Annotated in this window: 18 protein-coding genes; 12 read left to right on the top strand and 6 right to left on the bottom strand. The window is 64.1% G+C overall.

Annotated features, from left to right (window positions below; translation table 11 throughout):
• Position 1: 1 nt before the first annotated feature.
• The 6 genes from C5F53_RS05980 to C5F53_RS20665 all read left to right on the top strand — a co-directional run bounded on the left by C5F53_RS05980 (position 2) and on the right by C5F53_RS20665 (position 6,631).
• On the top strand, positions 2-751 hold the full coding sequence (locus C5F53_RS05980; RefSeq protein ID WP_105260468.1) for an ABC transporter ATP-binding protein: 750 nt from the start codon (positions 2-4) through the stop codon (positions 749-751).
• Between the two features lie 24 nt (positions 752-775).
• The gene (locus C5F53_RS05975) at positions 776-1,666 is read left to right on the top strand and encodes a 4-hydroxyphenylpyruvate dioxygenase (RefSeq protein WP_105260467.1); all 891 of its coding nucleotides are present in this window, start codon (positions 776-778) and stop codon (positions 1,664-1,666) included.
• Between the two features lie 6 nt (positions 1,667-1,672).
• Positions 1,673-2,575 (top strand): sugar phosphate isomerase/epimerase, encoded by a 903-nt coding sequence (locus C5F53_RS05970; protein WP_105260466.1) that lies wholly within the window; start codon positions 1,673-1,675, stop codon positions 2,573-2,575.
• A 6-nt stretch (positions 2,576-2,581) separates the two neighbouring features.
• Positions 2,582-3,502: a lyase family protein gene (locus C5F53_RS05965; protein WP_105260465.1), complete on the top strand. Its 921-nt coding sequence runs from the start codon at positions 2,582-2,584 to the stop codon at positions 3,500-3,502.
• Between the two features lie 178 nt (positions 3,503-3,680).
• Positions 3,681-5,000, top strand: coding sequence for a sugar ABC transporter substrate-binding protein (locus tag C5F53_RS05960; protein WP_105260464.1), 1,320 nt, complete (start codon positions 3,681-3,683; stop codon positions 4,998-5,000).
• Positions 5,001-5,014: 14 nt separating this feature from the next.
• Positions 5,015-6,631 (top strand): methyl-accepting chemotaxis protein, encoded by a 1,617-nt coding sequence (locus tag C5F53_RS20665; protein WP_105260946.1) that lies wholly within the window; start codon positions 5,015-5,017, stop codon positions 6,629-6,631.
• Between the two features lie 19 nt (positions 6,632-6,650).
• Here the strand turns inward: C5F53_RS20665 and C5F53_RS05950 are convergent, their stop codons facing one another.
• From C5F53_RS05950 to C5F53_RS05935, 4 genes are read right to left on the bottom strand one after another with little or no spacing between them, the layout of a single operon-like run.
• On the bottom strand, positions 6,651-8,195 hold the full coding sequence (locus tag C5F53_RS05950) for a response regulator (RefSeq protein ID WP_236635264.1): 1,545 nt from the start codon (positions 8,193-8,195) through the stop codon (positions 6,651-6,653).
• A complete protein-coding gene (locus tag C5F53_RS05945; protein ID WP_105260463.1) occupies positions 8,192-9,352 on the bottom strand; it encodes a two-component system response regulator in 1,161 nt (386 codons plus the stop codon). Before C5F53_RS05945 ends, C5F53_RS05950 begins: the two co-directional genes overlap by 4 nt.
• 16 nt (positions 9,353-9,368) lie before the next feature.
• Entirely contained in the window at positions 9,369-13,532 is a 4,164-nt protein-coding gene (locus C5F53_RS05940; RefSeq protein WP_105260462.1) for a response regulator, read from the bottom strand.
• A 30-nt stretch (positions 13,533-13,562) separates the two neighbouring features.
• A complete protein-coding gene (locus C5F53_RS05935; RefSeq protein ID WP_105260461.1) occupies positions 13,563-14,069 on the bottom strand; it encodes a molybdopterin-dependent oxidoreductase in 507 nt (168 codons plus the stop codon).
• Positions 14,070-14,266: 197 nt separating this feature from the next.
• Here C5F53_RS05935 and C5F53_RS05930 point away from each other — a divergent pair, with 197 nt between their 5' ends.
• From C5F53_RS05930 to C5F53_RS05920, 3 genes are all read left to right on the top strand, one after another.
• Positions 14,267-14,890 (top strand): LysE family translocator, encoded by a 624-nt coding sequence (locus C5F53_RS05930; RefSeq protein WP_105260460.1) that lies wholly within the window; start codon positions 14,267-14,269, stop codon positions 14,888-14,890.
• A gap of 157 nt (positions 14,891-15,047) precedes the next feature.
• Positions 15,048-15,659 carry an OB-fold-containig protein gene (locus C5F53_RS05925; protein ID WP_161499890.1) on the top strand — a complete coding sequence of 204 codons (612 nt, stop codon included), beginning with the start codon at positions 15,048-15,050 and terminating at the stop codon, positions 15,657-15,659.
• A 38-nt stretch (positions 15,660-15,697) separates the two neighbouring features.
• Positions 15,698-17,395: a flotillin family protein gene (locus C5F53_RS05920; RefSeq protein ID WP_105260458.1), complete on the top strand. Its 1,698-nt coding sequence runs from the start codon at positions 15,698-15,700 to the stop codon at positions 17,393-17,395.
• Between the two features lie 33 nt (positions 17,396-17,428).
• On the opposite strand, the gene C5F53_RS05915 is transcribed toward C5F53_RS05920, so the two are convergent.
• On the bottom strand, positions 17,429-17,836 hold the full coding sequence (locus C5F53_RS05915) for a carboxymuconolactone decarboxylase family protein (protein ID WP_105260944.1): 408 nt from the start codon (positions 17,834-17,836) through the stop codon (positions 17,429-17,431).
• 266 nt (positions 17,837-18,102) lie between these two features.
• On the opposite strand from C5F53_RS05915, the gene C5F53_RS05910 reads away from it, so the two are divergent.
• The 3 genes from C5F53_RS05910 to dnaG all read left to right on the top strand — a co-directional run bounded on the left by C5F53_RS05910 (position 18,103) and on the right by dnaG (position 22,729).
• Entirely contained in the window at positions 18,103-18,681 is a 579-nt protein-coding gene (locus C5F53_RS05910; protein ID WP_105260457.1) for a peroxidase-related enzyme, read from the top strand.
• A 71-nt stretch (positions 18,682-18,752) separates the two neighbouring features.
• Positions 18,753-20,588 (top strand): gamma-glutamyltransferase, encoded by a 1,836-nt coding sequence (gene ggt / locus C5F53_RS05905; protein ID WP_105260456.1) that lies wholly within the window; start codon positions 18,753-18,755, stop codon positions 20,586-20,588.
• A gap of 137 nt (positions 20,589-20,725) precedes the next feature.
• The gene (gene dnaG, locus C5F53_RS05900; RefSeq protein WP_105260455.1) at positions 20,726-22,729 is read left to right on the top strand and encodes a DNA primase; all 2,004 of its coding nucleotides are present in this window, start codon (positions 20,726-20,728) and stop codon (positions 22,727-22,729) included.
• Positions 22,730-22,757: 28 nt separating this feature from the next.
• Here the strand turns inward: dnaG and C5F53_RS05895 are convergent, their stop codons facing one another.
• On the bottom strand, positions 22,758-23,543 hold the full coding sequence (locus tag C5F53_RS05895; protein ID WP_105260454.1) for an ABC transporter substrate-binding protein: 786 nt from the start codon (positions 23,541-23,543) through the stop codon (positions 22,758-22,760).
• Positions 23,544-23,582 lie beyond the last annotated feature (39 nt).

Below are 23,582 nucleotides of genomic sequence, written 5' to 3'. Positions count from 1 at the left end.
CATGAGCACTGACACCTGCATTGAATTCAAGGACGTGGTGGCGGGTTACAAGGATTTCATGATCCTGAACAACCTGTCGTTCAAGGCCAAGCGCGGCACCATCACCCTGCTGCTCGGACCCAATGGCGCGGGCAAATCCACCGTGCTCAAGGCGCTGTTCGGCCTGCTCAAGCCGCGCCAGGGCGACATCCTGCTGGACGGTGTGAGTGTGGCCGGCGCCACGCAAAAGCAACTGCTGGCCCAGGGCATTGCTTTTGTGCCACAGGGTCGCAACCTGTTTGGCCAGCTCAGCGTGTGGGAGAACCTGGAGCTGGGCGGCATCACGCTGGGTATGAAAACCACGCACGAACGTATCCCCGAGGTGCTGGAATTTTTCCCGCGCGTGAAGGAGCGCCTGCACTCGGCCGCCTCTGCCTTGTCGGGCGGCGAGCAAAAGCAACTGGAGATTGGCCGCGCCCTCTTGCTGCGCCCCAAGGTCATCCTGATCGACGAGCCCTCCATTGGCCTGTCGCCCATGGTGGTGGCCGATGTGTTCAAGCTCTTGCGCAAGCTGGCCGACCAGGGCACTACGGTGCTCATGGTGGAACAAAACGTGAAGAGCGCGCTGAAGATTTCGGACGAGGCCATTGCGCTGGAGTCGGGCCGCCTGGTGCTGCAAAAGCCGGCATCGGAATTGCTGGCGGACCCGAACATCGAACGCCTGTTCCTGGGCGGTGCGCACCAAGCCAGCGCAGCACCTGCGACGGTTTAATTTCTGGATTTTTAGGGAGTCTTTATGGCCAACACCACCACCCCACGCCCTAGCGGCGCAGACCGCGAACACATTGACGAAGGCCCCAACCCGCTGGGGTTGGAAGGCATCGAGTTCATCGAGTACGCCACCTCCAAGCCGCAGGCGCTGGGCCAGGTTCTGGAGGCGATGGGTTTTCGCCCGATTGCACGCCATCGTTCGCGCGAGGTGCTGCTGTACCGCCAGGGTGATATCAACGTCATCGTTAACGCGCATGGCCGCGGTGCCGCCCTGACCGAGAAACCGGTAATTGCCGCCATCGCCCTGCGTGTGCAAGATGCCACCGCTGCCTACCAGCGCGCGCTCACACGCGGCGCCTGGGCCGTGCCGGTGCAGGTGGAGGTGATGGAGCTGCACATCCCCGCCGTGCATGGGGTGGGCAACAGCCGCATTTATTTTGTCGACCGGCACCGCGAGTTCTCCATCTACGACGTGGACTTCACCCCCGTGCCCGCGGTGGACAAGAACCCGCCCGCCATCACCGGCCTGCACTTCTTTGGTGTGGTGCAGTACATCGGTAACGACCGTGTGGACGACTGGACCGAGTTTTACAGCGCGCTGTTCGGCTTCACCGCACTGGAGCCCGAAACCCGCTTTGGCATCTTGCCCAAAGGCCGCATTCTGCAAAGCCCGTGCAAGACTTTTTACCTGCAACTCATCGAGCCCGAACCCGGTGTGCTGGACGTGGAAGACGACGAGTGTTTCCAACGTGTGGGCCTGGGCACGCCGGACGTGCAAGCCACCGTGGCCGCGCTGCGCACCCGTGGCGTGGACTTTGTGCCGTCCAAAGACCCGGCGCAGGACGACAAGGGTGCGCTGACCCGCCCGACCATGGGTAACGCCATGTTCGAGCTGGTCCACCACGTGCGGAGCTAGACCACCATGAGCCAATTCGAAGGCAAATTTGACGACTTCGGGATGGACACCATCTCGCTGGCCGGTCCGCTCAAGGCCAAACTCTCCGCCATGAAAGCCGCTGGCTTCACGCAGGTGATGCTGCTGGCCCGCGACCTGGTGAGCCACCCCGATGGCTGGCAGGCCGCTGTGCAGGAAGTGAAAGACAGTGGCCTGCGCGTCACCGGCTTTCAGGTGCTGCGCGACTTTGAAGGCCTGAGCGGCCACCTGCACGAGTACAAGGTGGACATTGCCAAGAGCATGATGGAGATGTGCGCGGCACTGGACTGCCGCGTGATGCTGGCCTGCTCCAGCACCTCGACGCATGCCACCGGCGATACCGACGCTCTGGTGCGTGACCTGCGCAAGCTGGCCATGCTGGCCATCCCCATGAACATCAAGATCGCGTTTGAGGCGCTGTCCTGGGGCCGCACCATCAATGAGTTTCCCCAGGCGTGGGACCTCATCATGCAGGCCGACATGCCCAACCTGGGCCTGGGCTTTGACTCCTTCCACCTGTTTGCCACCAAGACCCCGCTGGAAGAGCTGGAGATTCTGGACCCCAGCAAAATCTTCCTGGTGCAGCTGGCCGATTTCATGTGGAACGAGATCAAAACGGTGGAAGAACGCATCACCACCGCGCGCACCTTCCGCGTGTTCCCCGGCGAAGGTGTGCACAGCGAGGCGCTGGCCGAACTGGTGCTCAAGCTGCACCAGCTGGGTTACCGTGGCGACTACAGCTTTGAGGTGTTCAACGACGACTACCAGCAAATGCCGCTGGAAACCGTGGCCGCGCGCGCGCGCCGCGCCGCGTTGTGGCTGGGTGAAGACGTGTTGCGCCGCTCGGTGCCCCTGCCCAATCAACTGCGCCTGAAACAAGCTGTGCGCTGAGGTGCCATGAGCAGCGTCTTCGACGATTTTTTGCACCCGCCCGAGGTGCTGGACGCCTTTGGTGCCCAGCGTTTTGTGGCCGCCATGCTGCGTGTGGAGGCTGCGCTGGCCCAGGCACAAGCGCAGTGCGGCGTGATTCCGGCCTCGGCCGCAGTCTCCATCGTCGGCACCTGCAAGGTCGATTTGTTTGATGCCCCCAAGATCGTGCGCGACAGCGGGCGCGCTGGCAGCCTGGCGATTCCGCTGGTCAAAAGCCTCAAGGAGACCGTGGGCCTGTTCAACCCCGACGCCGTGCCCTATGTGCACTTTGCCTGCACCAAGCAGGACCTGGTGGACACGGCCACCGTGCTCATCACCCGCGATGTGCTGGAGCGGCTGCGCACCGATGTGCAGCGCTGCACTCAGCGCCTGCAGACCCTGGGTGCCCCCGATGCCGCAGCCCCCCTGCTGCGCGGACTGCAGCGGCTGGCGCACAGCGCCACCGACGCCCTGACCGTGCAACTCAGCGGCACGCTGGCCCAAACGCCAGACCACGGCGCCGAGGTGGTGCGCCTGGTGGCCCAGCAACTGGGGTTGGCCGTGCCTGCCGCCCCCTGGCACACCCAGCGTGACGCTTGGGTGGCCCTGGGCTGCGACGTGGGCTTGCTGATTGGCAGCCTGGGCACGCTGGCCAAGGGCATGGCCCGTGATGCCGGGCCCGAGCAGGTGCCTGCGGGCTGTCTGGTTGCCCTAGCCATGGCCAAACGTGCCCCGCAGCGGGTGGCCAGCCTGTTGGCCTCCATGCCCGAGGCCTTTGAGCGCGGCCTGGGTGTCTGGCAGGCCGAGCAGGCCGACTGGGCGCAACTGCTCATCTCAGCCCACGCCAGTGCCAATGCACTGTGCCAGTCACTGCAGCACGATGCGAGGCACTGGGCCAACGCGCCATAAGGCAAGGCCCATACGCAATCGGCAGTGCACCAGTACTTTTTTGGCGCTCACCTGCACCGCTAGGGAAAGCCCTAGCCGATATTGAAGGCACGGTACAAACCGGCGCAAGCTGGGTATTGGCGCAAGACAGTACCGGGCCCTAACCTCCGCTCCAGTGTGTCACTGGATCGTATGGGTTATGAAAACAAAACGTTGTTGGAATCGGCTGCACGTGGCTGTGCTGTGCCTGGGTGCGTGGGGGGCAAATTGCCTGGCCACCGATATCACCGTGGCCACGGTGAACAACCGGCAGATGATCGAGATGCAAAAGCTCAGTGTGCATTTCGAAAAGGCCAACCCCGACATCCGCCTGAAGTGGACCACCATGGAAGAGGCCGACCTGCGCCAGCGCGTGAGTGCGGACGTCACCCACAAGGGCGGCCAGTTTGATGTGGTCACCATTGGCATGTACGAAACACCCATCTGGGCCGCCAAAGGCTGGCTGCGCGAGATCACCCCCACCGACGCCTACAACGTCAAGGACCTGATCCCCACGGTGCGCGACGGCCTCTCGTACAACAAGCGCCTGTACGCCGCGCCCTTCTATGGCGAAGGTTCGATGACCATGTACCGCACCGACCTGTTTGACAAGGCCGGGCTCAGCATCCACAACCGCCCCACCTGGGAGCAGATCGCCGCGGCTGCGGCCAAGATCCACAACCCCGCCGCCGGCGTCTACGGCATCTGCCTGCGCGGGCGTGCCGGCTGGGGCGACAACATGGCTTTGCTGGGCACCATGGTCAACACCTTTGGGGGCCAGTGGTTTGACATGGCCTGGCGTCCGCAGATCCACACCAAGCCGTGGAAGGATGCGGTGTCGTTTTACGTGAAGCTGCTCACCCAGTACGGCCCGCCCAACGCGGTGGCCAACAGCTTCAACGAAAACCTGGACCTGTTTGCCCAGGGCAAATGTGGCATCTGGGTGGACGCCACCAGCGCCGGTGGCGCACTGATCGACTCCAAGTTCAGCAAGGTGGCCAGCGTCACCGGATTCTCGCTGGCCCCCACTGCAGTCACGCCCAAGGGCGCGGGTTGGCTCTGGTCCTGGGCGCTGGCCATACCGGCCAGCAGCAAAAATGCCGATGCGGCCCAGCGTTTTGTGCAGTGGGCCACGTCCGAGCCCTACCTGCGCCTGGTGGCCCAAACCAACGGCTGGGCGGCCATGCCCTCCGGCACCCGCCTGTCGACCTACCAGCGCCCCGAGTTCACCAAGGCCGCGCGTTTTGCCATGACCGAGGCGATTGCCATGGTGACCGCCAACCCGCGCGATGCCACCGAGGGCAAGGCTCCCTATGTGGGCGTGCAGTTTGTGGCCATCCCCGAGTTTCAGGACATTGGCGAGATCACCGGCGCCGAGATCCGCGATGCGCTGGCGGGCAAACAAACCGTGGACCAAGCGCTGCAAAAGGCGCAGGCCAAAACCGACCAGCTGATGCGCCTGGCCGGCTACTACCCATGACCAGGAACACCGCCATGCCAAGTCACACCGTCTGGACCATCGGGCGCCAACTGGGCGCCGCCTTTGCCGCCGTCGTCGCCCTCGTACTGCTGCTGGCGCTGACTGGCTGGAGCCGTATTGCGGCCATCAACCAGGACTTGCAGTCACTGGTGGACCAGACCCTGCCCACGCTCACCGCACTCAGCGAAGTGAACGATCGGCTGCAGCTGGTGCGCACCGCCGAGCTGAGCCACCTGGCGGCGCTGACCATGCCCGCCAAGGACCGGGAAGAAACCGCCGTCAAAACTGCCGCAAAAGCGCTGGACACGGCCCTGCAGCGTTACACCGCCACCGGGGGTGCCCAAGACCAGGCGGCCGAAGTCAAAACACTGACCGATGCGCTGGCCCAATTCAATGCCTCGCGCAGCACCTTCCTGCAAATGTCCAACTCGGCCGCAGGCGCCGAATCCGAACGCGCGGTGGAGGCCAGCGACTATTTCACCGGACCCAGCCAGCTGGCCTACCAGGGCGCTTACGACGCCGTACAAAAACTCTGGGCGGCCCATGTGGCCGAGGCTGAAACGGCCAAGGCGGCTGGCCGCAGCTCGGTGCAGCGGGCCAACCTGATGCTGGCCGCGGTGTCGGCCATGTCGGTGCTGCTGTCCATGGTGCTGGCCGTGTTCATCACACGGCGCCTGTTGCGCCAGTTGGGCGGGCAGCCGGCCTATGTGGCGCAGCTGGCGCGCAGCATTGCCGATGCCAACCTGGCCACCCCGATAGCGGTACGCAGCGGCGACACGCGCAGCGTAGTGGCCGCCATGGCGCGTATGCAGGCCTCGCTCACGCGCATCGTGCACGCGGTGCGCGACGGGGCAGACGGCGTGGCCACCGCTAGCGCCGAAATTGCCCAGGGCAACCACGACCTGAGCAGCCGCACCGAACACCAGGCCGGCGCACTGGAAGAAACCGCCGCCAGCATGGAAGACCTGAACGCCAAGGTGCGGCAAAACGCGCTGAGTGCGGGCCACGCCAACCAGCTGGCGCTGGACGCCTCCACCGTGGCCGTGCAAGGTGGCGAGGTGGTGGGCCAGGTGGTGCAGACCATGAAGGGCATCAATGAGGCCAGCCGCAAGATCGAGGACATCATCCAGGTGATTGACGGGATTGCATTCCAGACCAACATCCTGGCGCTGAACGCAGCGGTGGAAGCCGCCCGTGCGGGAGAACAGGGCCGTGGTTTTGCGGTGGTGGCATCCGAGGTGCGCAGCCTGGCCGGCCGCAGTGCCGAGGCGGCCAAAGAGATCAAACAACTCATCAGCACCAGCGTGCAACGCGTGGAGCAAGGCACGGCGATGGTGGACCGTGCGGGCAGCACTATGGCCGAGGTGGTGAACGCCATCCGCAAGGTAAGCAATATCGTGGGTGAGATCAGTACCGCTAGCGCGGACCAAAGCGCCGGCGTTTCACAGATTGGGGAAGCCGTGGGCGAAATGGACCAGGTGACGCAGCAAAACGCCGCGCTGGTGGAAGAAATGGCAGCCGCAGCCAGCAGCCTCAAAGCCCAGGCCAGTGCGCTGGTGGGGGTGGTTTCGGTATTCCAGACCGGGGAAAAAACGCTACAAAATCAGGAGCTGCTTGCGCATACTCCATAAGGGCTACAGGCCTAAAACACTATGAAACGCGGGGGAGCGTGACGGTGATGGAGGTGCCCTGTGGGTCGGACACGTCCAGCGCCACATCGCCACCCTGGGCCGTGGCCAGCAGCTTGGCCGAGTAGGTGCCCAGACCGGTTCCACCGGGCTTGCCGTGGGTCACAAACTTGTGGAAAAACCGCTCCTGGATGTCGACCGGCACCGCACCCTGGTTGTGGATCAGCACCTGCAGCGGATCGCTGCCATTCAGCGCCACCAGCACCCGGCCCTGCGCCGGCGACGCCTCGCAGGCGTTCTTGATGAGGTTCTGGAAAAGCGAATAACACAACATCGCATCCCCCAGCGCCTGCGGCGGGGCCTGCTCGGGTGCGCTGTCGGACTGCAGCTCCACCACCACCGGCTTGCCCGCGTAGGTGCTGTTGGCAATTTCCACCAGGCGGCTCAACACCTCGGCCAGCTTGACCGGCTGGGCCTGCAGTGTGAAGCGCCCGGTCTCGATCTTGTAGAGCTCGGACGAGAGGTTGATCATGTCCAGCACTTGCAGCGTGGTTTGCTCCGTCAACCGCAGCTGCGCGGTCTGGTCGGGGCTGAGCCGGCTGTCTTGTGCCAGGCTCTGCACCAACCCCAACACACCGGCCAGTGAACCCTTGAGGTCGTGCCGCGTGATGTGCTCCACGTCCTCGCGCAGGCGTGCGGCCTCCTGCATGGAGTCGTAGTCCGCCTGCAGCTGTTTGTGCAGTTCCACGTAACGCAAAAAGTTGCGCACACGGGGCTTGAGCACATCGGGGTCTACCGGTTTGGTGACAAAGTCCACCGCACCCATCGAGAGGCCCTTGAGCCGCGCGTCGTTGTCGGTCATGGCGGTGACAAAAATCACCGGAATGTGTTCGGAGCTGGGGTGCTCGCGCATGCGCTGCGCCACCTCAAAACCATCCATGCCCGGCATCATGATGTCTAGCAGCACCAGGTCGGGTGGTGTGTCGGAATGGCAGATGGCCAGGGCCTTTTCACCGTTGGAGGCCACACGCACCTTGTAGTCGTCCTTGAACAAGGCGGAGAGCAGGTGCAGGTTGTCGGGCGTGTCGTCCACCACCAGGATGGTGGGGCGTGGCGCCACGGCTGCGCTGGCTGGTGCGGCAGGGGCCGCGGCCTGCGCATCGTCCCCGTCGCCGCCCAGCTGCAAGGCGGGTGCGGGCTGCAAGGCCCGCGCAATGCGCGACTCCAGGTTGGCCGCCGAATAGGGCTTGACCAGAATATTGCTCACCCCACAGGCAATCGCCTCCTGGATACGGGTGCGCTCCACCTCGGCCGTGATCATGATGAAGGGCAAGAGGCGCAGCTTGGCATCGCTGCGAATGGCCTTGAGCAGATCCAGCCCGTGCATCACCGGCATGTTCCAGTCCGAGATCACCACGTCAATCGCCTCGGCATGCAAGACCTTGAGCGCCTGCACGCCGTCCTTGGCAGTGAATATTTTGCTATGGCCCAGGCTCATGAGCTGGTTGCTGGTGACCTTGCGCATGGACTCAAAATCGTCCACCACCAAAAAGGCCAGGGCGCTCACGTCGCACCCCCGACGGCTGCAGTGCTGAGGTACTGGGCCTTCTTCTCCAGGTCGGTGTCGGAGTCGGCATAACGCTGGGCAATGGCGCGAAACTCTTCCTGGATCTCCAAAAAGCCGTCCACGATGTCGGGGTCAAAGTGGCTTGCCCGGCCCTGCACGATGATGTCCACCGCCTGCGCGTGCGACATACCCTCTTTGTAGACACGGCGGCTGATCAGCGCGTCGTACACATCGGCCAAGGCCATGAGCCGTGCCGAGATCGGAATGGCGTTGCCGCTCAGGCCTTCCGGGTAACCCGTGCCATCCCATTTTTCCTGGTGGTACAGCGCAATGTCCTTGGCCATGCTCAAAAACTCCACCTTGGTGCCCAGCGCGTCTTCGGCATGCGCAATCGCATCGCGGCCCAGGGTGGTGTGGGTTTTCATGATCTCGAACTCTTCGGGCGTGAAGCGGCCGGGCTTGAGCAGGATGCAGTCCGGAATGCCCACCTTGCCAATGTCATGCAGGGGCGCCGAACGGAACAACATCTGGATGTTGTAGGGCGTCAGAAAGCCGGTGAAACGTGGGTGCTGTTTGAGCGCCTCAGCCAGCGCTTGGACGTAGTACTGGGTGCGCCGGATGTGGTTGCCGGTGTCGGAATCGCGCGTCTCGGCCAAGGAGGCCATGGCCAGGATGGTGACCTCCTGGATGGCCATCACCTCCTGCGTGCGCTTGGCTACCTCTTGTTCCAGAAAATCGTTCTTGTCGCGCAAAAAATCGGCACTGGCCTTGAGCGAGAGCTGGGTGGCCACACGCGCCAGCACGATGGACGGACTGATGGGTTTGGTGATGTAGTCCACCGCGCCCAACTCCAGGCCTTTTTTCTCGTCCTCGGTTTCCGATTTGGCGGTCAAAAAAATCACCGGAATGTCGCGCGTGGTCGCGTGCGCCTTGAGGCGGCGGCAGACCTCGTAGCCGTCGATATCCGGCATCATGATGTCCAGCAAAATCAGATCCGGTGGGTTGTCCGACATGGCGATCTTCAGGCCCTTGTCGCCATGGTTGGCCACCTTGACCTTGTAATGGTCCTTGAGCAGGGCCGACATCAGGCTCAGGTTCTCGGGCGTATCGTCCACCACCAGCACGGTGGATTTTTCGGTGAAGTCGAGTGAGTTCATAGCCTGGGGTCCTGGTTCATGTGTCCATGGCAGCCTGCGCCACCGCCGCATTCAAGGCCTGCAGGGCCGCTTCAAAATCGAAAGCATCCACCGCCGCTTCCACCGCGCGAAAGCCCGGCCCCCACGCCGCACGCAGCAGCGCCGCGTGTTGCCGTAGCACGTCGGCAGCCTCCGAGTCGTCGTCGGCCAGCAAAGCCGCCAATTGGTGGCTGGCCGCCGCCAGTTGCTCCGGGTCCACCGCAGTGCTGTCCGGCACCGCAACGTCAGGCGGCAAGGCAGCCCCCAAATCGGCCAGCAACTGGGTCAGCAGGCTGCGGGGCTTGTCCATCAAATCCTGCACCTGCGCGGCGGGTTCTTGGTCGTGCAGCGCGCGCTCCACTTTGGCCATGGCGGCCTGCAGGTCGCTGGCACCAATGTTGCCCGCTACGCCCTTGAGGGTGTGGGCCATGCGCTCGGCGGTGGCGCGGTCGCCCGCCTCCAGCGCCTGGACCAGCGGCTCCAGGCCAGCCTGGTTGCCAGCCACAAACTTGCGCAGCAGGCTCAGGTACAACGCCTCCTTGCCCATCACACGGCGCAGGCCCAGTTGGGTGTCCAGGCCCGCAATGTCGCGCGGAATGGTTTCGCTGCCACTGGCAAATGGCGCTGGCAAAACGGCCTCCAGCGACTGGCCTGTGGCCCCCACCAAAACAGACGCCTGGCCCAGACCAGCCCGCGGGCGAATCCAGCGTGCCAGCGCCTGCCATAGCGCATCGGGGTCAATCGGTTTGGTGACAAAGTCGTTCATGCCTGCGGCCAGGCAGCGGTCCCGGTCAACCTGCATGGCGTTGGCCGTCATGGCCACAATGGGCAACTCGGCGTGGCGTGCATCCTGGCGAATCTCTTCGGTCGCACTCACCCCGTCCATCACCGGCATCTGCATGTCCATCAGCACAATGTCGTACGGGGCCTGGGCCGCCATGGCAGCCACCACCTTGTCCACGGCAATGCGGCCGTTGTCGGCCACGTCCACCACAAAACCGGCATCGCTCAACAGCTCTTGGGCAATCTGCTGGTTCAGGTCGTTGTCCTCCACCACCAACACCCGCGCACCACGCAACGGGGCTAGCAGACCCAGCGCCGTGGTCGAGCGCGCCGCATAGGGCACGCTGTCCTGCGCATCGGCATGGCCCAGCACGCGCAGCATGGTGTCAAACAGCACCGAGGCATTGACCGGCTTGATCAGCACATCGTCAATGCCCGCCTCCTGCGCACTCTTGATCACTTCTTCACGGCCATACGCGGTCACCATGATGGGGTGTGGCGCAGGGCTCAAGCCCAGGGCCCGGATGCGTTGCGCGGTTTCAATACCGTCCATATCGGGCATCTGCCAATCGAGCATGAGAATGTCAAAACCCTGGCCGCGTGCCGCAGCCTGGCGCACCTTGTCGATGGCCTCGCGCCCGGAGTAGGCGGATTCCACGGTAAAACCAATCGAACTGAGCAGGTGGGCCAGCACCGCGGCGGCGCGTTCGCTGTCGTCCACCACCAGCACGCAGCGGCTCTGGATATCGTGGCGCGAGAGGTGCAGCTGCGCTTGCGCCTCGCCCAGCCCCAGGCGCGCGGTAAACCAGAAGGTGGAGCCCTTGCCATGTTCGCTCTCCACGCCCACGGCGCCGCCCATCAGCTCGGCCAAACTCTTGCTGATGGCCAGGCCCAGGCCAGTGCCACCATATTTGCGGGTGGTGGAGGTATCGGCCTGCTGGAAGCTCTGGAACAGCCGGTCCATCTGCTCCTGCGTGAGGCCAATGCCGGTGTCGCGCACCTCAAAGCGCAGCAGCGCCTCATTGTCCGAGCCCTCCTTGAGGCGCACCGCAATGCTGATCTCGCCTTTTTCGGTGAACTTGATGGCGTTGTTGGCGTAGTTGATGAGCACCTGCCCCAGGCGCAGCGGGTCACCAATCAGGCTTTGCGGCACCTCGGGCGAAACATCACAAATCAGCTCCAACCCCTTGGCACTGGCCTTGTCCACAATCACCGTGGCCACGTTCTGCAGCACCTTGTCGAGCTCGAACGGGATGCTCTCCATCGACAGCTTGCCGGCTTCCACCTTGGAGAAGTCCAGGATGTCATTGATGATGCCCAGCAGGTGTTGGCCCGACTGCTGGATCTTGCTGATGTAGTCGTGCTGGCGCGGCGTGAGTTCGGTTTTGAGCGCCAGGTGCGACATGCCAATGATGGCGTTCATGGGCGTGCGGATTTCGTGGCTCATATTGGCCAAAAAGTCGCCCTTGGCCTGGCTGGCCGCATCGGCGGCATCCTTGGCGCGCTGCAGCTCTTCAGCAGCCTCGCGGGCGGCGGTGATGTCTTCCAGCACCCAAACTGTGCCCCATTCGGGGTGTTCCATGTCCAGCGCACGGCCATGCACACTGGCCCAGAACAGGCTGCCATCCTCGCGCTGGTAATGCTGCTGTCCGGTGTACAGCGCGCCCTGGGAGATCACGGCATAGGCCTCGTCACCGGCCTGCGCATAGGCCTCGGGGCTGGCGTACAGCAGCTCGGTCGACTGCCCGCGCAGTACCTCCGGGCCATAGCCAAACATGGTCTCGATGGCGCGGTTAAAACGCTTGATCTTGCGGTCCACGGTCAGCAGCACGCCCAGGCTCACAGCCTCGAAAATCACGCGCTGCTCCTGCGCGGCCTCGGCAATGGCGCGCTCGGCAGCCTTCTGCTCTGCCACGTCCACAAAGGTGCCCACCAGCCCGGCGGGCGCGCCATCGGCCCCCGCAAAGCCGGAGACAAAGTACAGCGTTTCGTGCGCGCGCCCGTCGGCAAACGGCATCACCATCTCGCGCTGGGCGTGGCCGGTGGTGGCGATGATGGCCTCGTCCTCAGCCTGGTAAGCCTGGCGGTCTTCGGGCGGCAGGTATTCCAGGTCCAGCACGCGCTTGCCCAGCAGATCGGCGCGCTGCACACCAAACACACGCTCATAGGCCCGGTTCACGCCCAGAAAGCGGGCGTCGGCCCCCTTGTAGAAGACGGGATAGGGAATGGTGTCCACCAGCGCGCTCTGGAAGCTGGCCTGGGCGGCCAGGTGGGCCTCCATGGCCTTGCGCTGCTCGTCGCGCTGCTTGAGTTCGTCAATGCTGCGCACAAAGCCGGTCCACAGGGTGCTGCCATCGGCCTCCAGCTTGGGCGTGGCCGCCAGGTTGACCCAGTGCGGTGTGCCACCCGGGTCGCCCACCCGCATGTCCAGGTTGCATGGCTCCAGCGTTTGCGAGGCGGCCGCCCCAAAGGCTTGCAGCTGGCGGCTGTCCTCTACGTGCACGCGGCTGAAAAACGCGGCGCTGTCGGCCACGATGGCCTGCGGGAGCACGCCCCACAGCGCCTCGATCTGGTGGCTGAAGTAGGTAAAGTTCAGACGGCCCGCCGTGTCGCGGTGGGCCCGAAAAATGGCCAGTGGCAAGGCCTCGGTGATTTCGCGCAACTGGTCTTCCGCTGCGCGCAGGGCGGCGTCTTTTTCCAGCCGGGCTGCGGCACCGGCCAGCTCCATCTGGCTGCGCATGGACTCGGCCTGCGCGGCAATACGCTGGCGGCTCTGGCGCAACGTGGCTATGGCAAACAGCAGGGTCAGCCCGCACAAAAACACGGTTAGGGCTGCATTGGTGGTGAGCTGCGATTTGACCTCGGCGGTACGCGCATCCACCGTGAGCGCCGAGGACTGCCCGGCTTCCACAGTCAGGTCACGGATCGGGTCCTTCAGGGCGTCAAGCAGGTCTTTCAGCTCCTGCAGGCCCGCAGGGTCGGGCTGGCGGCGGGCATCGGCGTTGCCAAAGGTGCGGTCCGCCAGCGCCATAAAGTCTTTGAGCGAGGCCAGCGCCTCTTTGTAGACCTCCTGGTCGTTGATCAGGCCGCGCATATCGGTGCGGTCCAGCGCACTGGTGCGGCTGACAAAGATGTCGTAGCGCAGCTGCAGCTGCTCCATGGTGATGCTTTGGGAGGACAGGACGCGCTGGTTCAGCGCGTTGCTGAAGCGCAGGTACTCGCTCTCCAGCTGGAAGAAGGTCCATAGCGCCTCGCGGTCGCTCTTGAGCATGACGCGCTTGAGGCTGTCGTGCTGGCGAAACTGCACCACGCCAATGGCGAGGTACAGACCCGCCAGGCCTGCAACGATCAGCGCCATCAGCAGTTTGCTGCGCTTCATCGGCCGCCCTCCCGTGTGTGGTGAAGCGCCTTACTGCACGATGAGCCGCGCCAGCTGCCAGGCCGAGCGGTTGTAGTAGACCTGCGACTGCAGCTCGGGCTTGGCGTCCAGCGGGTAGACCACAAACAAAGGGCCTTTTTCGCGCACCGGCATGGGCTTGCCGTTCATCAACCTGGCCAGAATCACGTCGTGCTGGGTGGCATCGTCAAACGGAATGTCGGTCTTGTAGTCGTTCAGGGCCACCGCCACGATCTTGCTGCCCTTGGCACCGGCGGCGGCCAGCACATCGCGCAGCAGCGGCCCGGTGAACTCGGCACCGGCCGGGTACCAGGGCGACTTGGTAACCACCTTGCGCTGCGGCAGCTTGGCCAGCATCTCCATGCTGAAGACGGCCGTCTTGCCCGCATTGGTGACGCTGACATTCCCGGAGATGATGAGCACCACCGGATCGGTGGGTTTGTCCAGCGCCCAGGCAGCAGGCGCCAGTGCAAGACAGGCGCCCAACAGCAAGGCGGTGGTGGAAGAAACTGCGGCCATAGTTGTGCTCTTGACAGATTTCATAGGGTTCCCCTGGTAGCCGATTCGCGGGTGCTGCACGTGACTGGCGTGCAATGGCGAAGGGCATGCGCATGTATATCACATGCGACCCGGTTCAGGCCGTATTGCCCGCAGTCCCGGTGTAGAGTGATGCCGCTGCGCTACGGTGGCGCAGCATCCCTTTTTGCAGGAGCTCCATGTTCACCACCCTTGCCACCATTTGGGTCCTCCACGTTGCGGCCATGATGAGCCCTGGCGCCAACGTGCTGCTGGTGTCCCAGCTGGCCGCCAGCGACCACAGCGCCAACGCCCTGCGTGCGGCCCTGGGCATCACCGTGGGCGCGGCCATCTGGTCGGTGTCGGCGGTGTTGGGGGTGAATGCGGTGTTCAGCGCCTTCCCAAGCCTACGCCTGGGGCTGCAGGTGGTGGGTGGCGTGTATTTGCTGTGGGTGGCCAGCCGCCTGTGGCGGGCCAGCGGCCCTGAGCTGGGTGGCGCAGGCGCCAGCATGTCGGGCTGGTCGGCGTTTCGCCGTGGCTTTCTGACCAACATCACCAACCCCAAGTCGGCGCTGTTTTTTGGCAGTGTGTTTGCCGCGTCGTTTCCCCACGCACCCAGCCACACCCTGCAGGCCGCGGCGGTGCTGATGATCGTGGGCAACGCCCTGCTGTGGCACACGCTGCTGGCCTACCTGTTCTCTCGCCAGCGTGTGCGCCAGGCCTATGCCCGTGGCAAGACTGGCGCCAACCGCGTGGCCGGGCTGCTGCTGGGCACCATGGGGGTGGGCTTGCTGGCCGCCACCGCCCGTGAAGCGCGCGGATAAACAACACAATTTGCTCCTAAAACAGGAGCTGCTTGCGCATATTCCACAAGGTCCAGGGCCATATTTCGTTCAAATCACCCGTTTGGGGGATGGTGCTTTTTGCAAAGCACGACAGAATCAGTGCGCCTTACGCCCTTCGCTTTACCCCAGGAACCCCATGGACAGCCTTGCACTGCTCATCTCCCCCGCCTACGCGCCCTTCACCGGCGCCTTGCTGGCCGTTATCGTGATCCTGACCCTGGAGGTCACGCTCACGGCCCTGGCTGGCTCCGGCTTGTCGGACATTCTGGATTCGCTGATCGAAACCCAGTCCCTGCCGGACTCCAGTTTCACCAACTGGCTGCTGGTCAAGGAGCTGCCCATGCTCATCGTCATCTGCAGCCTGCTGGCCAGCTTTGGCATCTGCGGCCTGCTGCTGCAGGGCGTGATGACCCACGCTTTCAGCCTGCCCCTGCCTACCTGGCTGGTGGTGGGCCTGTCGCTGCTGGGGGCCTTGGCTGCCGTGCGCACCATGGCCAAAGCGCTGTCCGGACTCAAGCTGGTGCACAGCGCGGCGGTATCGCCCGCCAGCTTTATTGGCCAGCGTGTCACCCTGAACAGCCCCCAGGCCAGCCAGGGTTACGCTGGTGCCGCCAGTTTTATCGACCGCTACGGTGCCACCCACACCCTGATGGTGGAACCCACCCTGCCCGACGTGACCTACACCGCGGGCGAGGTACTCACCGTGGCCGAGCGCGTTTCCATCGCGCTGTACCGGGTCAGCAAATAAACACGCCACCATTCACTACCAAGAAAGAGGACTGAGACATGAACGAGATTCTGGGCACCTTGAGCCCCCTCATCAGCATCGTAGGCACCATTTTGGGCGCCGTGCTGATCATCGCCACGCTGGGCTTTATCGGCCTGAAGTTCTACACCCTCTCCAGCAAAGAAAAGGCCTTTGTGCGCACCGGCGCGGGCAGCCAGAAGGTGGTGCTCAACGGCGGTGCTTTTGTCATCCCCGGCATCCACGAGATTGTGGAAGTCAATATGCGCACCCTGCGCCTGGAGGTGGACAAGCAGGGCCGCGAATCCCTGATCACCGCCGACCGCCTGCGCGTGGATGTGAAGGTGGAGTTTTATGTGCGGGTGAAGGCTGACGAAGAGTCGGTCGCCAACGCCGCCCAAACTCTGGGCCGCCTGACCATGGCCCCACCCGAGCTCAAGGCCCAGGTGGAAGCCAAGTTTGTGGACGCGCTGCGCGCTGTGGCCGTGAAGATGCCCATGTACGACCTGAACGCCCAACGCGCCCAGTTTGTGCAACAGGTGCAGCAGGTGGTAGCCGAAGACATTGCCAAAAACGGCCTGGAGCTGGAGAGTGTCTCCCTCACCGCCCTGAACCAGACCCAGAAGCAATTCTTCGACCCGTCCAATGCCTTTGACGCAGAAGGCCTGCTGGTGCTGACCCGCGAGACCGAAGCACGCCGCAAAAATGTGAACGACATTGAGCAGGACACCGCGGTCGCGATTGAGACCAAAAACCTGGAGGCCACGCGCCTGCAACAGTCCCTACGCAAACAAACCGAAGAGGTGCGCCTGAACACCGAGCAGGACATTGCCACGCTGACCGCCAACCAGCAGTCGGCCATTGCCGCCACCGAGGCGTCGGCCCGCAAGGACGCCGAGTCCGCCAAGATCGCGGCCGACCGCGAAATCCAGACCAACCGCATTGAGGCCAACCGGGTCACCGAAGAAGCCAATGTGCAGGCCAAGGCCGCCGTCACTATGCGCGGCCAGGAGCAAAACATCTTGGTCGCCAACAAGTCCAAGGACGAAGCCGCCGCCAAAGCACTGGCCGATGAGGCAAGGGCCAAGGCCGTGGCCGCCGAAGAAGCGGTGGAGACCGCCCGCCAGGTGGAAGTGGCCAACCGCAACAAACAAGTGACTGTGGTGCGCGCCGAGGAGAAGGCCAAAGAATCTGCCATCAGCCTGGTGGTGGCCGCCGAAGCGGAGAAAGAAGCCGCCACCCACAAGGCCGAAGCCGCCCGCATGGACGCCCAGGGCGAACGCGATGCCTCGGTGCTGCGCGCCGAAGGCACGATTGCCGAGGGCAACGCCATCGCCGAAGCGCTGGTGAAGAAGAACCAGGCGCAAAACGAACTGTCGGCCGAACAGATTGCCCTGCAGGTGCGCCTGGCGGTGCTGGCAGCCTTGCCGGCCATCGTGGAACAAAGCGTGAAGCCGCTGCTCAACATCGACTCCATCCGCATTGCCGAAGTGGGTGGCTTGTCGGGCGCCAGCAGCAGCAACTCGGCCAACGATGCGCAGAGCGGTGGATCCGGCGGCGGCCTGAGCGACCAGGTGGTGGCCAGTGCCCTGCGTTACCGCACCAATGCCCCGGTGGTGGACGCGTTGTTGGGCGAAGTGGGCTTGAAGAGCGGGGGCGACATGTCGCAACTGCTGGCGGGCGCCCTCACCTCTTCGTTCGTGGCCCAAGAGGCAACGGCGGAACCCAGCGCCAGTTAAAGGCAGGGGCACCAAGCCCCAGCCGGGCGGGCCTCAGACCTGCCCGCCCACCACCTCGTTGGCGGTGCGAAACGCCTCCACCGATGTGGGCACGCCGCAGTACACCGCGGCGTGCAAGAGCACCTCTTGAATCTCTACCGCAGTGGCGCCGTTGTTCAGCGCGCCGCGCACATGGCCCTTCAGTTCATTTTGTTTGCCCAGCGCGGTCAGCATGGCCACGGTGATCAGGCTGCGGGTTTTCAAGTCGAGCCCCGGGCGCTGCCACACATCGCCCCAGGCAGCCCGCGTGATGTGCTCCTGGATGGGCGCGGTGAACGGCGTGGCATTGGCAAAGGCGACCTCCACAAAGGTCTCGCCCATCACCTGGGTACGCATGGCCAGGCCTTTGTCAAAGGCTTCGGGCTGGGTGGAGTGGGGCAAACGGTCAGGGTCCAGGGGCATGAAGGGCTCCATCAGGGCAAAGGTGGCAATGCCCGTGATGGTAGCCGCGGCATCAGCCGCCGTGCCACTGCGCCAAGTTGGCCAGGGTGGCGATCAGGCCACTGCCCCAAATAGCCAAGCCAAGGGTCTTTTGAATCTGTGCCATGGTGGGTGCTCCGGTTGCGCGAGAAGGTTCGCAGTAGGATGAATGGTAGAAATTTGCGCCGCGTGTGTACATTCAATTGAACACATGGCTGCGATAGCTTTTATAAAAACAGGAGACTCCCATGGCCACCGTCCGCTACCCCCTGCCCGACCTCAACACGCTGCCCGAGGACATCCGCGCCAAGATTTTGGAGGTGCAGGAGAAGTCGGGCTTTGTGCCTAACGTGTTCCTGGCCTTTGCCCGCCGCCCGGCCGAGTGGCGCGCCTTCTTTGCCTACCACGACGCGCTGATGCTGCGCGAAGGCAGCAGCCTGAGCAAGGGCGAGCGCGAGATGATCATCACAACCACCAGCGCGGCCAACCACTGCCTGTACTGCGTGGTGGCCCACGGTGCCATCTTGCGCATCTATGAGAAAAGACCGCTGGTGGCCGACCAGGTGGCGGTGAACTACCGCAAGGCCGACATCACACCCCGCCAGCGCGCCATGCTGGACTTTGCCATGCAAGTCTGCCTGGAAAGCCACACCGTGGAAGACGCCGACTTTGAAGCGCTGCACGCCCACGGTTTTGACGACGAAGACATCTGGGACATTGCAGGCATCACCGCCTTCTTTGGCCTGAGTAACCGCATGGCCAATGTGACCAGCATGATGCCCAACCCCGAGTTTTACCTGCTGGGCCGCGTGCCCAAGGCCAAGTAGGCGCTATCTATTTCATAGCTGCTTGCGCATATGAAATAAGCTCCAGAGGCCAATTTCTCTTAAAAATCGCCATGCTCCACCGCCCACTCCGCACCTTGGCCAGCGCCACGCTGCTGGCCGCCACGCTGGCAGGCTGCGCCAGCGCCCCCCAGGCCTGGCGCTACGAAGTGCCCGCGCAGCCCGAAGGCGCCACCGGCAGCACCACCAAACCTGGCTGGGCCACACGCACCTATGCCGTGGCCGCGGCCAACCCGCTGGCCACCGATGCCGGCCAGCAGGTGCTGCGCGCCGGCGGCAGTGCGGTGGACGCCGCCATTGCGGTGCAAATGGTGCTGGCCCTGGTGGAGCCGCAAAGCAGCGGCATTGGTGGCGGTGCCTTTTTGCTGCACTTTGACGGCAAGGCCACACAGGCCTTCGACGGCCGCGAGACCGCCCCTGCCGGCGCCACACCGCGGCTGTTTCTGGACGACAGCGGCCAGCCGCTCAAATTTGCAGAGGCCGTCGTAGGCGGGCGTTCTGTTGGCGTGCCCGGTGCCGTGGCCATGCTGGCCCGGGCCCACCAGCAGCACGGGCGCCTGCCCTGGGCCCGGCTGTTCGCCCCAGCCATCACACTGGCCACACAGGGCTTTGCCATCAGCCCGCGCATGGCCACGCTGCTAGCCAGCGAGCCGCACTTGAAGAAAGACCCGGTGGCCGCCGCCTACTTCTACGACGGAGCCGGCAAACCCTGGCCTGCCGGCCACGTGCTGCGCAACCCGGAGCTGGCGGCGGTGCTGCAGCGCATTGCCAATGAAGGACCGGCGGCTTTGCTGCAGGGCGAGGTGGCGCATGCCATCGCCCGCAAGGTGCAGGACCACCCCAGCAACCCCGGCACGCTCACCACCCAAGACCTGGCCCGCTACCAGCCGCTGGTGCGCGAGCCGCTGTGTTTTGACTACGCCGTCAAGGCGACGGCCCGGGACTACCGCATCTGCGGCATGCCGCCGCCCAGCTCGGGTGCCATTGCCATCGGCCAGATCCTCAAGTTGCTGGACAGCACCCCGGCCGACCGCTTGCCCCTGGCGCAAGGCCTGCCCACGGCCGACTGGTTGCACCTCTACACCGAAGCCTCCCGTCTGGCCTTTGCCGACCGCGCGCAGTTTGTGGCCGACCCGGCCTTTGTACAAGCACCTGCGGGCAACTGGCAGAGCCTGCTGGATGCGCCCTACCTGGCCCGGCGCGCCCAGGCCATCGACACCAGCCCCTTCGGCAAAAGCATGCAAACGGCCCCGCCCGGCAACCCGAGTGCAGCACCTCTGGCCTACGCGCCCATGCCCCAGCAGCTGGAGTACGGCACCTCGCATATCTCGGTGGTAGACGCCTATGGCAACGCGCTGGCCATGACCACCACCATCGAAGACGCCTGGGGTTCGCGCCAGATGGTGAACCGCGGTGTGGGCCTGGCGGGCGGTTTCTTGCTCAACAACCAGCTCAGCGATTTCAGCTTTCTGCCCACCGGGGCGGACGGCCTGCCCATTGCCAACCGCGTAGAGCCGGGCAAGCGCCCACGCTCGTCCATGTCGCCCACGCTGGTCTTTGACAAGGCGACCGGGCAGTTGGTGATGAGCGGTGGCAGCCCGGGCGGCGCGCTCATCATCCACTTCACCACCAAGACGCTGTACGGTGTGATGCACTGGGGGCTGAACACCCAGCAGGCGATTGACCTACCCAACTTCGCCTCGCTGAACGGGCCCACGCTGTTGGAGGAAAAGCGCTTTAACGCGGCGACCCTGAACGCCCTGAAAGCGCGTGGCCACACAGTGGTGGAGATTCCCATGCCCAGCGGGCTGCAAGCCATCCAGCGCACGCCGGGTGGCTATTTCGGCGGCGCAGACCCGCGGCGCGAGGGTGTAGTGCTGGGGGATTGAAACGGGGCGATTAGATGCCAAATTGGCACCTAGCCCTCGTGGAGTATGCGCGAGCAGCTATACAAACCATAGCAAAACTGGCATCCACAGCACCTTCTACCCCCAGGAGCACAACGCCGCCTTCCTACAATCACCGCATGGCCATCCCCCAAACCTTCATCCAGGAGCTGATCGCGCGTACCGACGTGGTGGAGATCGTGGGCCGCTATGTGCAGCTCAAGAAGGGCGGCGCCAATTTCATGGGCCTGTGCCCCTTCCATGGCGAGAAGTCGCCCTCGTTCTCGGTCAGCCCCACCAAACAGTTCTACCACTGCTTTGGCTGCGGCAAGAACGGCAACGCCATCAGCTTTTTGATGGACCACGCGGGCATGACCTTCATTGAAGCGGTGAAGGACCTGGCCGGCCAGTACGGCATGGTGATCCCCGAGGAAGAAGGCAGCCCGCAGGACCGCGCCCGCGCCCAGGAGCAGCGCCAAAAACAGAACACCTTGACCAGCGTGCTGGAGAAGGCCGGCGACGCCTACAAGCGCGGCTTGAAGGAATCGCCCCGCGCCATCGAGTATTTCAAAGGCCGTGGCCTGTCCGGTGAAATCGCCAAGCAGTTCGGCCTGGGCTACGCTCCCGAGGGCTGGCGCAGCCTGGCCAGCATCTTCCCGCAGTACGACGACCCGCTCTTGGTGGAGAGCGGTCTGGTCATCCTGCACGAGGCCGAAAACGGCGGCGAGGAAAAGCGCTACGACCGCTTCCGCGACCGCGTGATGTTCCCCATCCGCAATATCAAGGGTGAATGCATCGGCTTTGGCGGCCGCGTGCTGGGCGACGAAAAGCCCAAATACCTCAACTCCCCCGAAACCCCGGTCTTCAGCAAAGGCCGCGAGCTCTATGGCCTGTTCGAGGCGCGCAGCTCGCTGCGCGAGTTTGGCTATGTGCTGGTGACCGAAGGTTATATGGACGTGGTGGCACTGGCGCAGCTGGGCTTTCCCAATGCGGTGGCTACGCTGGGCACGGCCTGCACCAACGAGCACGTGCAAAAGCTGTTCCGCTTTACCGACGCGGTGGTCTTCAGCTTTGACGGCGACGCCGCCGGCCGCCGCGCCGCGCGCAAGGCGCTGGACGGGGCCCTGCCCTTTGCCACCGATGTGCGCAGCATCAAGTTTCTGTTCCTGCCTGCCGAGCACGATCCCGACAGCTTTATCCGCACTTATGGCCAAGAGGCGTTTGCCGACTACGTGTCCAAGGCCACGCCGCTGAGCCGCTTTTTGGTCGAAGCCGCGCAAGAAGGCTGCGACCTCACGACCGCGGAGGGCCGCGCCCACATGGCCAGCAATGCCAAGCCGCTGTGGACCCAGTTGCCCGATGGCGCGCTGAAGTTGCAACTGCTGGCCGAAATAGCCAGCCTGGTGCAGCTCAGCAGTGCCGAGCTGGGAACCCTGTGGGCCAGTTCCACCGCGAAGCCAGCGGCCGAACCCCAACGCCGCAAAGCCGCGCCCCCGCCGGCCTACGACGCGGGCCCACCCGACGATGGCCACTTTGCCTACGAAGAGCCGGCCGAGCCCTGGATTCCCCAGGAAGAGTGGAAGAAGAAAAACGACTGGAAAAAAGAAGGCTGGACCCCGCGCAGCGGCAAATGGGAAGGCAAAGGGGGCGGCCGTTTTCCGCCACGTGAGCCCCGCCCCAGCGGCCCGCGCGCCAAGATAGACAGCCGCGCCGACCACGCCGCCCGCATCTTGCTGAGCCACAGCGAGCTGTGGGAGGTGCTGACCAGTGAAGACCACGCCCTGCTGTGTGAGCTGCCCTCACCACATGGCGACCTGTTCATCTGGCTGGAGGGCCAGCTGCACGAGCACGGCCCGGTATCGCGCGGCACCTTGAAAGATGAAATTGTCGGCCACCCGGCCGAAGACCTGGCGCTGCGCCTGCTGGCCGGCCCCAGTGTGGCCAGCGAGCCGATGACCGAATCCGGCCCCGAGCTGCGTGACCTGCTCAACCGCATGCTGATTGACCGCATCAAGGAACAGGAAACCGAGGCCATCGCAGCCTCCGCCCATGATGCCGGCGCCCTGCAGCGCTACCGGGAGCTGCAGCTGCGCCGCAAGCAACTGGAGCTGGCCGTACAGCCCAACGCGGCAGCGGCCGGCTAAATGCCGTCAGCGCACCAATAGCCGTGCGCTATTTGGCGGCCTTCAGCAGGTACTTCTGCCGCAGCTGGGTGTAGCGCCCGTCATTGCGCAGCTTCTGCAAGGCGGCATTCAAGCGTTTGGCAACGTCAGGGTCCACTGACAGGTTCAGGCCGTACCAGTAGTTCAAGCTGTCATCCAGCACCAGCGCCGGTACCAGGTCGGCGGGGTCAATGCCGGCATTTTTGGCGTTGTAGGCGGCAGCCCAGTCCAGCGACACCAGCAGGTCAAAACGCTTGGCGATGAACTTGCGCATGTTCTGCTCGTCGTTCGCCCCCTGCTCCAGCCCCGAGGCGGCGCCGTCCGTGGGCATGGGCACAAAACCCTGCTTGATGAGGTTTTTGGTCGCCGCTGACTCCAGCGTGGTGCCAATGCGGTAGTTCCGGACATCGTCCAGCGTCTTGGGCTGGATGTCGGTGCGGTCTGCCCATTTGTAAAGCAGGATGCGCCGCGGCCCGATCGGCCCCACCCAGCGAAACAGCGGCTCACGTTCAGGGGTGCGCACCAGCGAGTACAGCACCGTGTCGCCCGGCTTGGTGGCGCGGTCATAGGCCCGCACCCAGGGCAGCAGCTGTTTTTGCAGGGAAATACCGGCCTCAGCGGCCATCAGGTCCAGCAACTCGCTGGCAAAGCCGGTGATCTTGCCATCCTGCTCGTAGTTCAGCGGGGGCAATGACTCGGTCAATGCCTGCAAAACCGGTGTCTGGGGCTGTGCAGAAGCCCATGGCCCACCCGCCAACAGGGCCACCAGAAGCAGAACACCATTGAATAAATACATTTACAAACTATAATGCTGGATTATTTCGGCAAGAGCGAC

This window comes from Rhodoferax sp. TS-BS-61-7 (genome assembly GCF_002943465.1).
Classification (GTDB): domain Bacteria; phylum Pseudomonadota; class Gammaproteobacteria; order Burkholderiales; family Burkholderiaceae_C; genus Allorhodoferax.
This window is presented reverse-complemented; position numbering and strand designations above follow the sequence as displayed.

Coding starts and splice junctions, on each gene's coding strand:
- C5F53_RS05895 (WP_105260454.1), bottom strand. CDS start 23,543: ATGTATTTATTCAATGGTGTTCTGCTTCTGGTGGCCCTGTTGGCGGGT.
- C5F53_RS05980 (WP_105260468.1), top strand. CDS start 2: ATGAGCACTGACACCTGCATTGAATTCAAGGACGTGGTGGCGGGTTAC.
- C5F53_RS05945 (WP_105260463.1), bottom strand. CDS start 9,352: ATGAACTCACTCGACTTCACCGAAAAATCCACCGTGCTGGTGGTGGAC.
- C5F53_RS05940 (WP_105260462.1), bottom strand. CDS start 13,532: ATGAAGCGCAGCAAACTGCTGATGGCGCTGATCGTTGCAGGCCTGGCG.
- C5F53_RS05915 (WP_105260944.1), bottom strand. CDS start 17,836: ATGCCCCTGGACCCTGACCGTTTGCCCCACTCCACCCAGCCCGAAGCC.
- dnaG (WP_105260455.1), top strand. CDS start 20,726: ATGGCCATCCCCCAAACCTTCATCCAGGAGCTGATCGCGCGTACCGAC.
- C5F53_RS05930 (WP_105260460.1), top strand. CDS start 14,267: ATGTTCACCACCCTTGCCACCATTTGGGTCCTCCACGTTGCGGCCATG.
- C5F53_RS05970 (WP_105260466.1), top strand. CDS start 1,673: ATGAGCCAATTCGAAGGCAAATTTGACGACTTCGGGATGGACACCATC.
- C5F53_RS05920 (WP_105260458.1), top strand. CDS start 15,698: ATGAACGAGATTCTGGGCACCTTGAGCCCCCTCATCAGCATCGTAGGC.
- ggt (WP_105260456.1), top strand. CDS start 18,753: ATGCTCCACCGCCCACTCCGCACCTTGGCCAGCGCCACGCTGCTGGCC.
- C5F53_RS05935 (WP_105260461.1), bottom strand. CDS start 14,069: ATGGCCGCAGTTTCTTCCACCACCGCCTTGCTGTTGGGCGCCTGTCTT.
- C5F53_RS20665 (WP_105260946.1), top strand. CDS start 5,015: ATGCCAAGTCACACCGTCTGGACCATCGGGCGCCAACTGGGCGCCGCC.
- C5F53_RS05960 (WP_105260464.1), top strand. CDS start 3,681: ATGAAAACAAAACGTTGTTGGAATCGGCTGCACGTGGCTGTGCTGTGC.
- C5F53_RS05975 (WP_105260467.1), top strand. CDS start 776: ATGGCCAACACCACCACCCCACGCCCTAGCGGCGCAGACCGCGAACAC.
- C5F53_RS05910 (WP_105260457.1), top strand. CDS start 18,103: ATGGCCACCGTCCGCTACCCCCTGCCCGACCTCAACACGCTGCCCGAG.
- C5F53_RS05965 (WP_105260465.1), top strand. CDS start 2,582: ATGAGCAGCGTCTTCGACGATTTTTTGCACCCGCCCGAGGTGCTGGAC.
- C5F53_RS05925 (WP_161499890.1), top strand. CDS start 15,048: ATGGACAGCCTTGCACTGCTCATCTCCCCCGCCTACGCGCCCTTCACC.